This window comes from Blastococcus capsensis (assembly GCF_030165005.1).
In the GTDB taxonomy this organism is placed as follows: Bacteria; Actinomycetota; Actinomycetes; order Mycobacteriales; family Geodermatophilaceae; genus Blastococcus; species Blastococcus capsensis.
Map to the genome: position 1 here is coordinate 144813 of NZ_JASNNW010000011.1, position 14203 is coordinate 159015.

15 protein-coding genes are annotated in these 14203 nt (G+C 73.0%); 3 read left to right on the forward strand and 12 right to left on the reverse strand.

What is annotated here, in order from left to right; all coding sequences use genetic code 11:
* Positions 1–3 precede the first annotated feature (3 nt).
* Genes QOZ86_RS11565 through QOZ86_RS11590 form a run of 6 tightly spaced genes read right to left on the reverse strand, consistent with a single transcriptional unit; the run spans position 4 to position 7144 of the window.
* On the reverse strand, positions 4–1296 hold the full coding sequence (locus QOZ86_RS11565; RefSeq protein WP_284492111.1) for a glycosyltransferase family 4 protein: 1293 nt from the start codon (positions 1294–1296) through the stop codon (positions 4–6).
* Positions 1293–1952, reverse strand: a complete 660-nt coding sequence (locus tag QOZ86_RS11570; RefSeq protein WP_284492112.1) for an acetyltransferase — start codon at positions 1950–1952, stop codon at positions 1293–1295. Before QOZ86_RS11570 ends, QOZ86_RS11565 begins: the two co-directional genes overlap by 4 nt.
* Positions 1949–2599: a sugar transferase gene (locus QOZ86_RS11575; RefSeq protein ID WP_284492113.1), complete on the reverse strand. Its 651-nt coding sequence runs from the start codon at positions 2597–2599 to the stop codon at positions 1949–1951. The genes QOZ86_RS11570 and QOZ86_RS11575 overlap by 4 nt, the downstream gene beginning before the upstream one ends.
* Positions 2596–3753, reverse strand: coding sequence for a DegT/DnrJ/EryC1/StrS family aminotransferase (locus QOZ86_RS11580; protein WP_284492114.1), 1158 nt, complete (start codon positions 3751–3753; stop codon positions 2596–2598). The genes QOZ86_RS11575 and QOZ86_RS11580 overlap by 4 nt, the downstream gene beginning before the upstream one ends.
* Positions 3750–5651: a polysaccharide biosynthesis protein gene (locus QOZ86_RS11585; protein ID WP_284492115.1), complete on the reverse strand. Its 1902-nt coding sequence runs from the start codon at positions 5649–5651 to the stop codon at positions 3750–3752. Before QOZ86_RS11585 ends, QOZ86_RS11580 begins: the two co-directional genes overlap by 4 nt.
* A 17-nt stretch (positions 5652–5668) precedes the next feature.
* Positions 5669–7144, reverse strand: a complete 1476-nt coding sequence (locus tag QOZ86_RS11590) for a tyrosine-protein kinase domain-containing protein (protein ID WP_284492116.1) — start codon at positions 7142–7144, stop codon at positions 5669–5671.
* Positions 7145–7370: 226 nt separating this feature from the next.
* On the opposite strand from QOZ86_RS11590, the gene QOZ86_RS11595 reads away from it, so the two are divergent.
* Positions 7371–8051, forward strand: coding sequence for an arsenate reductase/protein-tyrosine-phosphatase family protein (locus QOZ86_RS11595; protein WP_284492117.1), 681 nt, complete (start codon positions 7371–7373; stop codon positions 8049–8051).
* 150 nt (positions 8052–8201) lie between these two features.
* Here QOZ86_RS11595 and QOZ86_RS11600 read toward each other — a convergent pair whose 3' ends face one another.
* From QOZ86_RS11600 to QOZ86_RS11610, 3 genes are all read right to left on the reverse strand, one after another.
* The gene (locus tag QOZ86_RS11600; protein ID WP_284492118.1) at positions 8202–8933 is read right to left on the reverse strand and encodes an SGNH/GDSL hydrolase family protein; all 732 of its coding nucleotides are present in this window, start codon (positions 8931–8933) and stop codon (positions 8202–8204) included.
* A gap of 331 nt (positions 8934–9264) precedes the next feature.
* Positions 9265–9717 (reverse strand): hypothetical protein, encoded by a 453-nt coding sequence (locus QOZ86_RS11605; RefSeq protein ID WP_284492119.1) that lies wholly within the window; start codon positions 9715–9717, stop codon positions 9265–9267.
* 160 nt (positions 9718–9877) lie between these two features.
* Entirely contained in the window at positions 9878–10123 is a 246-nt protein-coding gene (locus QOZ86_RS11610; protein WP_284492120.1) for a hypothetical protein, read from the reverse strand.
* 214 nt (positions 10124–10337) lie between these two features.
* On the opposite strand from QOZ86_RS11610, the gene QOZ86_RS11615 reads away from it, so the two are divergent.
* Positions 10338–11303 (forward strand): glucosyl-3-phosphoglycerate synthase, encoded by a 966-nt coding sequence (locus QOZ86_RS11615; RefSeq protein ID WP_284492121.1) that lies wholly within the window; start codon positions 10338–10340, stop codon positions 11301–11303.
* Positions 11304–11390: 87 nt separating this feature from the next.
* On the forward strand, positions 11391–12227 hold the full coding sequence (locus QOZ86_RS11620) for a glycerophosphodiester phosphodiesterase (RefSeq protein ID WP_284492122.1): 837 nt from the start codon (positions 11391–11393) through the stop codon (positions 12225–12227).
* A gap of 135 nt (positions 12228–12362) precedes the next feature.
* Here the strand turns inward: QOZ86_RS11620 and QOZ86_RS11625 are convergent, their stop codons facing one another.
* The 3 genes from QOZ86_RS11625 to QOZ86_RS11635 form a co-directional block, all read right to left on the reverse strand.
* Positions 12363–13028, reverse strand: coding sequence for an HAD family hydrolase (locus tag QOZ86_RS11625; protein ID WP_284492123.1), 666 nt, complete (start codon positions 13026–13028; stop codon positions 12363–12365).
* Positions 13029–13121: 93 nt separating this feature from the next.
* Entirely contained in the window at positions 13122–13715 is a 594-nt protein-coding gene (locus tag QOZ86_RS11630; RefSeq protein ID WP_284492124.1) for a TetR-like C-terminal domain-containing protein, read from the reverse strand.
* A 136-nt stretch (positions 13716–13851) separates the two neighbouring features.
* Positions 13852–14184, reverse strand: coding sequence for a hypothetical protein (locus QOZ86_RS11635; protein WP_284492125.1), 333 nt, complete (start codon positions 14182–14184; stop codon positions 13852–13854).
* Positions 14185–14203: the final 19 nt, after the last annotated feature.

The window sequence follows — 14203 nt, forward strand, 5'->3', positions numbered from 1 at the left end:
GACTCACCTTTTCTCCGTGCTCTCGATCCCAGCCGCCGCTTCGAGCATCCGGCCGATTCTGCGGACCCCGGCTGCGCGGGTCATGTTCTTCTCGTAGTACGCGCGTCCGGCCTCGCCACGTCTGCGGCGCTCCTCCTCGGAGGACCCGGCGACGCGTCGGAACGCCTCCGCGAGCGCAGCGACGTCCTCGGCAGGGCAGGTCCATCCCGCGCCGGCCTGCTCGACGAGGGCGGCGGCATCGCCGTCCGCCGAGACGACGACCGGCAGTCCGGACGCCATCACGCTGCCCACCTTGCTCGGCACGGTGCCGCGGAGGAACGGCAGGCCCCGCAGGGTCACCAGCTGGGCATCGGCCGCCGCCGTGACGGCGGCCATCTCCGCGAACGGGCGGGATCCGCAGAACCTCACGTTGTCCGCCCCCAGCTCCTCGGCCAACGACTCGAGAGCCGCGCGGCCGAGCCCGTCACCCACCAGCAGGAGCCGGAAGTCCGGCAGGTCCGCCACGGCCGCGGCCGCGTGTACGGCGGTCTCGAGTCCCTGGGCGGGGCCCATGTTGCCGGCGAACATGACCGTGGTGTGACCGTCCGCTCCCAGGGACCTCGCCACGTCCGGATCCCGCTCGAGAGGCCGGAAGACCGACTCGTCGGTCCAGTTGGCCACGACCTGGAGCTGCCGGCGTGGCAGGCCCCGGTCCGCCAGCAGCCCCGCCATCCCGGGCGCGAGGCAGACGACGGCGTGCGCCCGCCCGTACACCGCCCGGCACATCCGGTCGAGAACCCGGGCGGTCACCGAGAGCACCCGGTCGGCCAGCAGGTCCGCGGCCACCACCGAGTCCGGCCACAGGTCCTGCACGTGCAGGACGTAGGGCGCGCCTCCGGTCGCCCGGTTGAGCCACGGTCCGAGAGCCGTGGTCAGCGGGGGGTGGTACACGTACACGACATCAGCGGCTCTGAGCCGCCGCCAGCCGAACACCGTGGCGGCGACCGCGAAGCTGAGGTAGCTGAGGGCCCGCCGGATCGCGGACGCGTCATGGCTGGGGTACTGGACGACGCGCCTGATGCGGTAACCGTCGACGGCCGAATCGGCCCAGGGCCGCTGCCGCCAGCCCTCGTAGGTCCGTCCCAGGGGGTAGTTCGGGAACCCGGTCACGACCGTGACGTCGTGCCCCTGCGCGGCCAGGCCAGCGGCGATGTCCGCCGGGATCGCCGCCTTCTCCGGAGGGAACCACTGCGTGTACATGACGATCCGCAGCGGGGGTGCACCGCTCTTCGGCCCCCGCACCGACTGCGTGCTCATGCCTCGCGCACGCGAGCAGGGACGCCTACGGCGACCACGTCGGCCGGCAGGTCGCGGGCGACGACCGCGCCCGCCCCGACCGTGGTCCCGGCGCCCACGCGGCGGTACTGCAGGACGCTGGAACCGGTGCCCATGGACACCGCCTCGCCGAGGACTGCCCCACCGGAGACGGACACGTTCGGATTGAGCGTCACGTAGTTCTCGAGGACGGCGTCGTGCCCGACCGTGGCACCGATGTTGACGTGCACGTGCCGCCCCAGTCGCACGTTGGTCGTGATGACGGCGGATGCGCAGACGATCGACCCCGGAGCCAGGGTCACCCGGTGCCGGCCGAGCACGGCGGCCGGGTGGACCAGCTGCGCCGCGACGCGCCCTCCGGCCGAGGCCCGGACGTCGATGCCGCGTCGGACGGCGCCGCTGCCGATCCCGATGACGTACTGGACGTCCCCGGGCAGGTCCTCGAGCCGGTGTGCGGGTCCGAGGACCGACAGGCCCCGGTCGGACACCAGATCGTCGGTGCATGCCGTGTCGTCGAGGAAGCCGATGACGTCGAAGCCCGCGTGGGTGCCGAGGTCGTCGTTGACCGCCTCCACCACGTCGTGGACCTCACGCCCGAAGCCGCCCGCGCCGATGATCACCAGAGGCGTGCGGCTCATCGCGGCCCTCCCTGCCGGCCTGCGCTGACCGCACCGACGGATGCCGGCCCCGGCGTGCCGGTCCCGAGGAACTCCGACATGGTGGCGGCCCCATCGGCCGCGATGCCCGTCCGCCGCAGGACGAGCGCCACGGTCTTCAGCAGGATGGACACGTCGAGGCGGGCGCTGAGCCGCTCGACGTACTCGACGTCGGCCCGGAACCGGTCCTCCCAGGACACCGCGTTGCGGCCCCGGACCTGGGCCAGGCCGGTGACCCCAGGCCGTACGTCGTGCCGGCGTGCCTGCTCGGGCGTGTAGCGGGACAGGTAGGCCGGCAGCAGTGGACGCGGGCCCACCAGGCTCATGTCCCCCCGGAGGACGTTCCACATCGTGGGGAGTTCGTCCAGGCTCGTGCTGCGCAGGAAGCACCCGAACCTGGTGAGCCGCTGCGCATCCCGCGCTGTCGGGTCGTCGCGCATGGTCCGGAACTTCACCAGCTCGAAGAGCTCACCGTGCCGGCCCGGCCGCTGCTGGCGGAAGAGGACGGGTGATCCGAGGTCCCTCCGGACCGCCATCGCGAGGACCGCCTGCAACGGGCCGGTCACCACCAGGACGGCCGCCGAGACCGCGATGTCCACGCCTCGCTTGACGGCCGGGTAGCCGCTCACCGGCCGCCCCGGACGAAATCGGTGACCGTCCCGATCACCCGGTCGACCTCCTCCGGCCGCAGCGCCGAGCCGCTGGGCAGCGTCACACCCGTGGCGAACAGCCCCTCCGACGCGCCGGACAGCCACGTGCGGGCTCCTGCGTGCAGCGGCTGCAGGTGCATGGGCTTCCACAAGGGGCGCGACTCGATGTCCGCCTCCGCGAGCGCGCGCCTGAGCTCGCCGGCCGACCAGCCGGCGCGGGCCTCGTCGACGAGCACCGACGTCAACCAGCAGTTGTCGGCCTCGTCCCCATCCCGCTGGAAGACCCGGACGCCCGGCAGCCCGGCGAAGCACTCGACGTAGCGTTCCCGCACGGCCCGCCTGCGGCCGATCATCGAGTCCAGCCGCTCCAGCTGCCCCAGCCCCACGGCCGCCAGGAGGTTGCTCAACCGGTAGTTGTAGCCCACCTCGGTGTGCTCGTAGTGCTCCGCTGGCTGCCGCGCCTGGCTGCTGAGGTACCGGATCCGGTCGGCCTGGACGGCGCTGTCGGTCAGTAGCATCCCGCCACCGCTCGTCGTCATGATCTTGTTGCCGTTGAACGAGAGGGCCGCCATCCGGCCGAACGATCCCGCCGGACGCTCCGCATGCCACGAGCCGACCGACTCCGCCGCATCAGCGAGCACAGGGACCTCGAACCGTTCGCAGATCGCCAGCAGGCTGGTGTAGTCGGCGCAGCGGCCGAGGAGATCCACGGGAACCACCGCCGCCACCGTCACGCCTTCGGCTCGCAGGCGGCCCAGACAGCGCTCCAGCAGTCCGGGGTCCAGGTTGCCGGTCGTACCCTCGCAGTCGACGAAGACCGGCTCCGCGCCGGTGTACACGACAGCGTTCGCGGTGGCCGCGAAGGTCATCGTGGGCACGATGACCACGGTCCCCGGGCCGGCACCGAGCTCGAGCAGGCCCAGGTGCAACGCCGCGGTTCCCGAGGACAACGCCACCGCGTGGGTGCGCCCGCACCGTGCCGCCACGCCCTCCTCGAAGGCGTCCACCATGGGACCGAGGGGAGCGATCCAGCCGGATCGGAGCGCCTCGACGACCAGTTGCTCCTCCCGGTCCCCCACGTCCGGTGGGGACAGGAGGATCCGCTCAAGGGTGCCCGACGAGGTGGCGGTCACCGGGCGACCGCCTGGCCGAGCCACTCAGTGCTCTCCCGCGTCGTCGAGACCGACCAGATGTCGCTGCCCCGGCGGCCGAGTCGATGGAGCGCCCACTCGTCGAGAGGCGCGACGGGGACATGGCTGATCAGCGGGTGCGCGTCCCGGGACGCCTGCTCGCCGACGCCGAAGAGCTCCTCGTGCAGCTTCTCGCCCGACCGCAGGCCGGTGAAGACGATCTCGACGTCCTGCCCGGAGAGCGCGACGAGCTGGCGGGCCACCTCGACGATGCGGACCGGCTCTCCCATGTCGAGGACGAGCGCTTCGCCGTCGCGGCCGATCGCGCCGGCCTGGATGACCAGCTGGACCGCCTCGGGGATCGTCATGAAGAAGCGGGTCACCTCCGGATCGGTCACCGTGAGCGGCCCGCCCCGGGCGATCTGGGCGGCGAAGGTCGTCAGCACCGATCCACGGCTCCCGAGCACGTTGCCGAACCGGACGGAGAGGAAGGCGCCGGCGTTGCGCTGCGCATAGGTGGCGGTGAGCTGCTCGGCCGTGCGCTTGGTCCGGCCGAGCACGTTCACCGGATCCGCGGCCTTGTCCGTGGAGACGTTGATGAAGTGGCCGACCCCCACCGCGGTCGCCGCCTCGAGGACGTTCCGCGTGCCGAGCACGTTGGTCTTCCAGCCCTCGTCCGGGTACTGCTCGAGCATCGTGACGTGCTTGAGCGCGGCGGCGTGGAAGACCACCTCGGGCCGGCGAGCCTCGAAGATCGTCAGCAGCGTCTCCGAATCGCGGATGTCCGCCAGCACGACATCGGGCAGGTCGAGACGGGCCTCGCCGTGGATACCGAGCTGGACGGCGTGCAGCGCCGACTCGTCACGGTCCAGCATGATCAGCTCGGCCGGTTCGTACTTGGAGATCTGCCGGCACAGCTCCGATCCGATGGACCCACCCGCGCCCGTGACCAGCACCCGCTTGCCGGTCAGGTAACCCGCGATCGCGTCGACGTTGGTGTCGATCTGACGCCGGCCCAGCAGGTCGGCGATGTCGATGTCCCGGACGTCGCGGATCCCGACGCCGTTCCCCGCGAGATCCGCCAGCCCAGGAAGAACCTTGACGGACAGACCCGCGGCGATGGCCAGACGGGAGAGCTCCCGGACGAGCGCCGACTCGGCCGACGGCAGGGCGATGACGAGGATCTCCGCCCTCGTCGCCCGGGCGACGTCCGCGATGTCCCGGCGACCACCGAGCATGCGGACCTTGCCGATCTGGGCGTACCGCTTCTTCGGGTCGTCGTCCAGCAGAGCCACGGGGAGGAACGGGCTGTCCGGCCGGCCCAGCATGGAGCGGACCAGTTGGTGACCCGCGTCCCCGGCGCCGAACACCAGCGTGCGCCGGCCCTGCTGCGGGCGCACCGACAGCTCCCGAAGGCGTCGCACGGTGAGCCGGATGGCCAGCATGAAGACGAAGGCCATGGGGGCGGCGATCAGCGGCACCGATCGGGGCACCATGCTCGGCGCGCCGGCGGTGACGTCGGCCACGACGACGGTGACGAGTGCTGCGGTGACGGCCAGGCCCATCGCCGTGAGCTCGTCGGCACTGCCGACCGGATGCCGTCCCTGATGCAGCCGGAGTGCGGCCGAAACCAGCGGATAGACCGATACGGCGATGCCTGCCGCCCACACCAGCCCGGAAAGGTCGATCCGGGTGACGTCGCCGTCATATCGGGCGATGCTGGCCAGGACGAGGCCCCCGGCGATGAGCAGGACGTCGACCGTCAGCAGGCCCCAGCGCCGCAACCGCCAGCGCCACGTCGCACGTCGGTGCACCGCCCCGCTCCCGCCGGCGGATGCTGCCTGGATGCCCTGCGGGACCGCGGCCAGGTCGTCCCGATCGGCACGTCCCTTCGTCGTCATGGGAGGCTCTGGCCGGCTCAGCGACGGGACCGCACGGCGGCCACGGGACCGGTGTCATCGACCGGCTGACGACGTCGGCCACGCTCCGACCGGGCACTGGTCATGGAACGGACGACCCCGGTGGTGTCCCGGTCGGGGTCGGCCTCGTAGCTGTAGGCGTAGCCGTAGCCCCGCGCGGCGCCCGCCGACTGCGGCACCCGGTTGAGGACGACGCCGAGCAGGGTCGCGTCGATCCGCTCGAGGGATGAGGCTGCCTCCGCCAGCTCCTCCTGCCGGGTCTTGCCGTACCGGGAGGTCAGGAGGCAGCCGTCGGAGAGGGCGGTCAGCACGGCAGCGTCGGTGACCGCCAGCAGCGGCGGGGCGTCGATGAGGACGTAGTCGTAGCGCTCGCACAGGTCGTCGAGCAGCATCTTCATGTGCCGGGAGCCGAGCATCTCACTGGGGTTCGGCGGCATGGGGCCGGCCGCCAGCACGCTGAGCCGCCCGTCGCCCCACGGTTGCGCGACCTCGTGCAGCATCGCCGTGCCGCCGAGCACGTTGGTGAGCCCCGCTCCGCTGATCAGGCCCATGTACCGCGTGACGCGGGGGCGGCGCAGGTCGGCCTCGACGAGCATGACCCGGCTGCCGGACTGGGCCAGCACCGTGGCCAGGTTGATCGCGAGCGTGGACTTGCCCTCGCCGGGGGTCGCGCTGGAGATGACGATGACCCGCGGCGGGTTGTCGACGTTGAGGAACTGCAGGTTCGTCCGGATCGACCGGTAGGCCTCGGCCGCGATCGAGTGCTGGTTCTGGTCGGTGACCACGTGGTCCTCGGCGACCCGCGGGTCCTCCAGGACGGTCCCGATGAGACCGACGCCCGTCAGGCAGGTGACGTCCTCACTGGTCTTCACGGTGTCGTCCATGCGGCTGCGCAGCAACGCCAGCCCAAGGCCCGCAAGGATCCCCAGCACCGCGCCGAGGGCGACGTTGCGGACCGCGTCCGGGCTGACCGGCGTCTCGTCGAGCGCGGCCGGCTGGACGGTGGCGACCTTCACCGTGGAGGCGTCGCTGCCGGCCGGCGTCTCGAGCTCGGTCACCTGGGCGGCGAACTGCCGGCCCAGCGAGGCCGCGATGTCCTGCGCCCGCAGCGCCGAGGTATCGGTGACCGTGACGGTCAGGATGACGGTCTCCGGAACCGCGGTGGCCGACACCTTGGCGGCCAGCTCGTCCGGCGTCATGTCGAGCTGTAGTTCCTCGATGACCCGGGCGGCCAGCTGGACGCCGCTGAGCAACTCGGCGTACGAGGCCACCCGCTGCTGGGAGAACAGGTTCCCCTGGTAGGCCGAGGAGGTGTCCGTCGTGGTCGACGTGGACACGAACAGCTTTGTGGTGGACGCGTACATCGGCGTCGCCGACCAGGTCAGCGCACCACCGGTAGCCACTCCCACGAGGACGGCGGCCACGACCAGCCACCATCCCGCTCGCAGGGCCTGTGCGACATCCTTCAGGTCCACGGACCCCCCGCTCTCCAGTCCGGCCAACGGCGAGTCCGCTCATGTGAGACGTCGAACCGGTTGACCGTTGGAACATAACTGTCCGGATGTCGATATCTCGCTATTCGTGTGCACGGTGGGACAGCGTGTTACGAATGTGGCAGGGGAGTCGCTGTCGCACCGACACGGCGGCCCTTCCTCCGCCGGAGTGCTGGTGTCACCGCTTCGGGCAGGTTGGATCCGGGGCGTGCGCATCCTCTTCGTCTGCACCGGGAACATCTGCCGCTCACCCATGGGAGAGCGGCTGACCCGCACCTTCCTGGATGAGGCTCTCGGCGCCTCGGCCGCTGCTGTGGGTACGGCCAGCGCCGGTACGCACGCGGTCGTCGGCAGCGGCATGGAGCCCTCGTCGGCCCTCGCGCTGTCCGGTCTCGGTGGTGATCCGGCGGGGTTCCAGGCCCAGCAGCTCACCGGCGAGCTCATCGACGCGGCCGATCTCACGCTGACCATGACCCGGCGCCACCGGCGCGCCGCCCTCAAGCTCGCGCCGCGCGCGATGTTCCGGACCTACACCCTGCGCGAGGCCGCGGACCTGCTGACCGGGGCCGACCTCCGCGGCCTGCCCCCGATCGGCTCCCTCGACGAGCGGGCGCGGACCCTGGTGGCCGCCCTGGGCGCGCAGCGGGCGACCCGGCGCAGCGCGGAACACGACGACGACGTCGCCGATCCGATCGGACAGAGCTCAGCCGTTCACCAGCAGGTCGGGGAGCAGATCCTCGGCGCGCTCGTCCCGCTGCTGGAGGCGTTGTGCGACGTCCCGGCGGCGCGGAAGTCGCCGGTCACCAGCCTGTCCGACACCTTCGTCGGGACGGCGAAGAACCTGCCGCCCGTCCCACCGCGCGTCCTGCCGCAGGCCGTCGGGTTCTAGCCAGGAGACCGCCGGCCCGGCGGGCCAGCGGGCCAGCGGGACGTCGGGCCGGCGGGACGTCGGGCCGGCGTGGGACTTCGAGCAGCGGCGAACACCCGGAGCCACGAGCCACGTCGCGCGGCGGTCCCGTAGCCCACGAAGGACGAGTGCCTACCGCAGGGCGGCGGTGACCACCGGAGCGATCAACTCGGCCAGGTGGGCGTGCCCGGCGTCCGTCGGGGAGATGCCGTCGGTTGCGATGAGGCCGGTTCCCTGGCTGAACCAGCCGTCGGTCAGCGGGTCCACGAAGACGGCGCCGACCTCCTGCGCCGCGGCCTGAACCACGTCGCGGACGGCGAGCGCACTGGCAGGCGGGTTGCCGTCGTCCCAGACGGGCCCGATCACGACGAGGGTGGCTTCGGGAGAATTCTGCTTCGCCGCCGCCAGAGCCGTGGCGGCCTGCTGCTCCACCTGGGGCAGGTCCTCATCGGCGTCGTTGCGACTGCCGAAGAGGATGATGACGTCGGCGTCCGGCGCAGGGCTCGCGGCGAGGAGCGCCGGGTAATCCTGCCCGGTGACGCCGATCGAGGCGTAGCCGGCCTGCGGAACGGCGTTGAGCGACAGCGCGGTCCCCGCCTGCTCGGCGACGAGCGCGGGCCAGCCGGTGGCGCCCTGGCCGCCCATCTCGTTGCCGGCGGCGTACCCGTCGCCGTAGACAGCCAGCACGGGGGGCTCGTCGGCCGGCGCATCCGTGGTCGGAACGGCCGGCACCGGCTCCTGCGCGAGCGGGTACTCGGCTCCCGCGGTCTCCGTTCTGCTCTCGTACGTGTCGGCCGGCGCTGAGCGGGTGCCCAGGAACGTGAACAACGCCGCGTTGCCGAGGACGAGGAGAACCAGGGCCAAGGTTCCCCACCCCGGTGGACGCTCGAGCCGCAATCCACGCATGGAAAAACTGTAACGGTCGGACTCCACTCCGTGAGGGGATTGAGCCGGCCGTGTCAGAAGGGGCGCGTGTGAACCGAGGTGCCCAAGCGTGTTCGGCCGATGCCGGGACACACGATCGGCTTCCCTCGCTCCAGCCAGCGCAGCCGCATCCCGCAGGAGACCACGGGGCGGACCCCACATGTCGTGCCGGTCGTCGTCCGCGACGGACCATCGTCCTCCATCGGAAGAGCCGGCGCGGCGGGGACCGGGCCCCCCGTGGGCCCGGTACCCGCCGCCTACCGCGCCCGCCTCAGCGGGCGACGCCGTCCCGCTGCGTGGCGGCGAAGGTGAAGGCGATCCGGCTGGCCTGGCCGACCAGGTCCTCGTCCGCGGTCCCGGGGAACGAGATGGTGGCCGGCAGGTGGTCGACGCCGCCGGGCGCGAGGGTCGCGGCCACGGACGAGAACGTCACCGAGGACAGCGGGGCCTCGCCGTCGTTCGCCAGGTCCAGGGGCACGCGCTCGGCGTCGCCGGGCAGCATCGACGCGCTGGAGAAGGGCACGGTCGTCCCCCCGGCCGTCACGTCCAGTTCGATGGACAGCCCGCCGGCGTCCACCCGGGCGTCCACGGGCTCGGTGGTGGTGAAGTCGCCGTAGGTGCCCAGCCCGGCGACGGTGGCCGCCGCGGCGAGGACACCCAGGGTGCCCACGAGCTTCGCGGCGGTGCCGCGTTCGGCGACGGCGGTGCTGATACGGCTGATCACGGTGCAGTCCCCCTGCTGCTGACCGGGTGGCCGATCCACCGGGCGGCAGGGAGGAGCCTGCGCGACCGACCGCACGGTTCCGCCCAGCGATCCGCAAAAGAACCGCAAGGGTGCCCGGCGCCCGGTGGCCTGGGCAGGCCGGTGCCGCGCCGCCACCCGCCTACCCCGGGGCGACCTGCCGGCGGGAGTCCGGCGCGGGCGCGGGGCGGCCGGTCGCGAGGGTGGCCGCCTGCGCCCGGCGCTGCGCCGAGCGGCGCAGCAGCACCTGCGCCTGGACCCTGTCGTCGGTGCGCCGGGCCCGCTCGGCCAGGACATCGGCGGTCTCCAGCAGCAGCGCCACCCGCCGCCGCTGATCGGCCGTCGGCCGCGGGGCGGGAACTCGTCGGGGCAACTGCCCAGTGGTCATGCCGGTCATCGTGGGGGCTGCCCGGGCGCGCCGCGACTCGGCCGACGTGGGCCCGCTCCGGCGCGCCACTCGTCTGACGCTGCCCTCCCGGCGGTTCGTGCACGAACCGCCGCCCCCTCCTGGGGACGTTCTGCACGGAGAGTTCCCATGACGCGGAGGTGAACAGCCCGGACCCGCCCTGGTGCCCACAGCCGGCCTGGTCGACAGTGGGGAGGTGAGACCCGACGCCCGCGCCTGGTTCGCCGACCGCACCACCACCGCGACCTCGCTCGACCGGATCGACGTCGCGGCCCTGCTGCACGCCAAGCGCCGCGGGGGCCACCGGATCAGCGTCGTCCTGCCCGCCCGCAACGAGGAGGCGACGGTGGGCCGGCTGGTCGCCGACCTGCGCGAGCAGTGGGTGCGCCGGACGCCGCTGGTCGACGAGCTCCTCGTCGTCGACTCCGACAGCACCGACGCCACCGCCGCCGTCGCCCGCGCCGCCGGGGCCTCCGTCGTCGCCACCACCGACGTGCTGCCCGCCCACGGCACCCGCCGCGGCAAGGGCGAGGCGCTGTGGAAGTCGCTGGCCGCCACGACCGGCGACCTCGTCGTCTTCCTCGACGCCGACCTGCTGGGCGATGTCGCCCACTACGTGCCCGGGCTGCTCGGCCCGCTGCTCACCGACCCGCAGGTCGACTACGTGAAGGGCTGCTACACCCGGCCGCTCCAGGTCGGGGATGCGGTCGTGCCCACCGGCGGGGGACGGGTGACCGAGCTGACCGCCCGCCCGCTGCTCAACGCGCTGTGGCCGGAGCTCGCCGGGTTCGTCCAGCCCCTCGGCGGCGAGTACGCCGGCCGCCGCAGCGCCCTGGAGCAGGTGCCGTTCGTCTCCTCCTACGGCGTGGAGGTGGGTCTGCTGGTCGACCTGCTGCGGCGAGGCGGGCTGGCCTCGCTGGCCCAGGTGGACCTCGGCGAGCGGCGGCACACCTCGCAGGACGTCGAGGCGCTCGGCGAGATGGCCGGGCAGGTGGTCGCCACCGTGCTGGCCCGGGCCGCGTCCGCGCCGGACCCCAGCGGGCTGCTCACCCAGTTCCGGCACGACGGCGCCGGTTTCGTGCCCCGCACCAGCACCGTCGCCGTCGACGAGCGGCCGCCCATGGCCACCGTTCCGGAGTACCGCGCCCGGCTGGCCGGCTGAGGCCACCCCCACGGTCGCAGGCTCCACCGCGGGAGGGCAGGATCGCCGCGTGCCGGTAGGTCTTCCCGTCCTGTCCCCCTCGCGCAGGTGAGCGCCCCCGAGATCGTCGCCCACCGCGGGGCCACCGCGGAGGCGCCGGAGCACACGCTGGCCGCCTTCCGGAACGCGGCCGTGCTCGGCGCCGACGCCGTCGAGTGCGACGTCCGGATGACCCGCGACGGCGTGCTCGTCTGCGTCCACGACCGGAGGATCCAGCGCACCTCCAACGGCCGCGGCGTCGTCTCCGCGCTGCACCTGGCCGAGCTCGAGCAGTTCCGGTTCGGCGCCCGCCGGAGCCGGTTCGACCGGTGGAAGGACGACGAGATCATCGCCGTCACCGACGAGCCCGACGTCGAGAACGGCCTCGTGCTCACCCTCGACCGGCTGCTCGAGTACGTGACCGCCACGCCCGGCACCGTGCGGCTGGCCATCGAGACCAAGCACCCCACCCGGCACGCGTTCCGCGTGGAGGCAGAGGTCCTGCGGACGCTGCGCCGGTTCGGGGTGCTGCAGGGCGACCGGCCGGCCGAGTGGGGCGGGAAGCCGGCGTTCCGGGTGATGAGCTTCTCCCAGCTGGCGGTGCGCCGGGTGACCGCGCTGGCGCCGGGCGTGCCGACGGTGCAGCTGATCGGCAAGCGGCTGCGCCCGCTGCGCACCGACCTGCTGTCCGGGTCGATGGACGCGGTCGGCCCCGGGGTGTCGCTGGTACGCGCCGACCCCGGCTACGTCGCCCAGGCGCACGCCGCCGGCAAGGAGGTGCACGTGTGGACGGCGAACCGCCCCGCCGACATCGACTTCCTGCTCTCCCTCGGCGTCGACGCGGTCATCACCGACCGCCCCGACGAGGCGCTGCGCCGCCGCGACCGCTCCACCAGCGCCTCCTGACGGTCCTCATCCACCGGTCCGCCACCGTCGCCGCCCCACCACCGCCTCGTCGGGCCTTCCGCCGCACGCTCTGCCTCTGAGTGCGGGTGCACTCAGAGGCAGACCGTGCGGGAAGACCCTCCGGCGATCAGCAGCTCAGGCGAGGTCGAGCCGGTCCAGCGCCGCGGCGAGGTCGCCGGGCGTGTCGAAGACGTCCAGGGCCCCGGCCTCGCGCAGCTCGTCGTCCCCGAAGCCGCCGGAACGCACCACGATCGTCGGCATCCCGGCCCTCTTCCCCGCCTCGACGTCGAAGACCGAGTCGCCGATCAGGACGCTCGGCGCGTCCGCCGGCTCGCCGAGCTTCTCCAGGGCCACCTGGAGCAGGTCGGGGGCGGGCTTGCTCGACTCGACGTCGTCGTTGGTCGTCCACGCCTCCGCCAGGTCCCGGACGCCGAGCAGGTCGAGGAAGTGGTCGACGTGCTTGGCCTTGCCCGAGCTGGCCAGCACCACCCGGTGGCCGCGCTCGCGCAGGCCCTCGATCAGCTCGCGGGCACCCGGCAGCGGCGCCACCTCGTCGATCAGCCGGTCGAACTCCGCCGTCCACCGTTCGCGGGCGTCGTCGCCGATCCGCGCCTCGACGTCGTCGCCACCCAGCGCGGCCGGCAGCCGGTCGCCGCCCATCCCGATCAGCCGGTGGATCCGCCACACCGGGTAGGTCTCCCCCAGCGACCGGAGCGCCCGGTACCAGGCCAGCGCGTGCTGGTAGTTCGTGTCGACCAGGGTGCCGTCGACGTCGAGAACGGCGATGCGGAGCTCACTCATCCGCCGGGGCTGCCCACTCGGCGCACTCCCCAACCCGCCCCCGACACCGACCCCCTCAGGCGCAGTGCCGTGCGTGCTGACCGCCGAGGATGCTCAGGCGGGAACGCGCTCGTCCAGCGGGCGCACCAACGGCATCAGCACCTCGTCGACGACCACCTCGACCTGGTCGGCGGTGAACGGCTCGGCCATCCGGTAGCGCTGCCACCAGAACGCCTCCAGGACCGAGGTCAGCAGCAGCGCCCGTTCGTGACGGACCGGTTCTCCCCGCTCGTCGGCGCGGGCGCAGATCTTCTCGACGGCGGCCGCCAGCGGCTGCACCAGGGCCTCGTCGAGCCCGGCGTGCAGCTCCTCGTCGTGCCGCGCGGCACCCACGAGGCTGGCCACAGCCCGCTCCTCACGGCTCAACGGCTGCGTCCACCGCGCGTTCAGCAGACCGAGCACGTCTTCCCGCACCGAGCCGCCGTCGTCGGGCAGCACCACCAGCTCGAACCGGCTCACGGCCGCGCGGGCGAGCGCCGCCATGGTCGGCCACCGGCGGTAGATGCCCGCCTTGCCGGCCCGGGCGCGGGCCGCGATGCGGTCGCTGTTGAGCCTCCCCCACCCCTCGTCGGCCAGGATGTCGACGGAGACGGCGAGCAACTGTTCGGACAGTTCCGCGCTCAGCGGCCGTCCAGGAGCGCCCGTCATGACGCCGTTCCGTCACGGCTGGTCGTATGCACGGGGTCATCCTGGCGTCTCGGCGGGAGGACCACAATGATCTCGTTGTTTTCGGGGGGGGCGCCGACTTCCCGCAGGTCACAGCCGTGCGCCGGGAAGCTCGCCCTCAGGCGCCGGCGGCGCTCTCCACGTGCACCTGGAGGCTTGCGCCGTCCTCGGAGAGCCACCCCTTGCCGCGGGCCGCGGTGATCATCCGGTCCCACTGCCCCGACCAGCCGGCTCCTCCGGCGCGCGGCTCGGCGGCGGCCCGCAGGGCCGCCACGTCGAGGAACGCCGTCTGCGCGTCCTGCAGCCGGCCGAGCCCCGAGCGCTCCAGCGCCTCGGCGGCCTCCTCGTCGGTGACCACGCCCAGGGCCAGGTGCAGCCGCCCCAGGTCGTCGACGTCGACCACCCGCGCCTCCGGACGCTCGTCGGCGCCCGTCACCACCTCGACGATCACAGTGTCCTCCTTCTCGGGT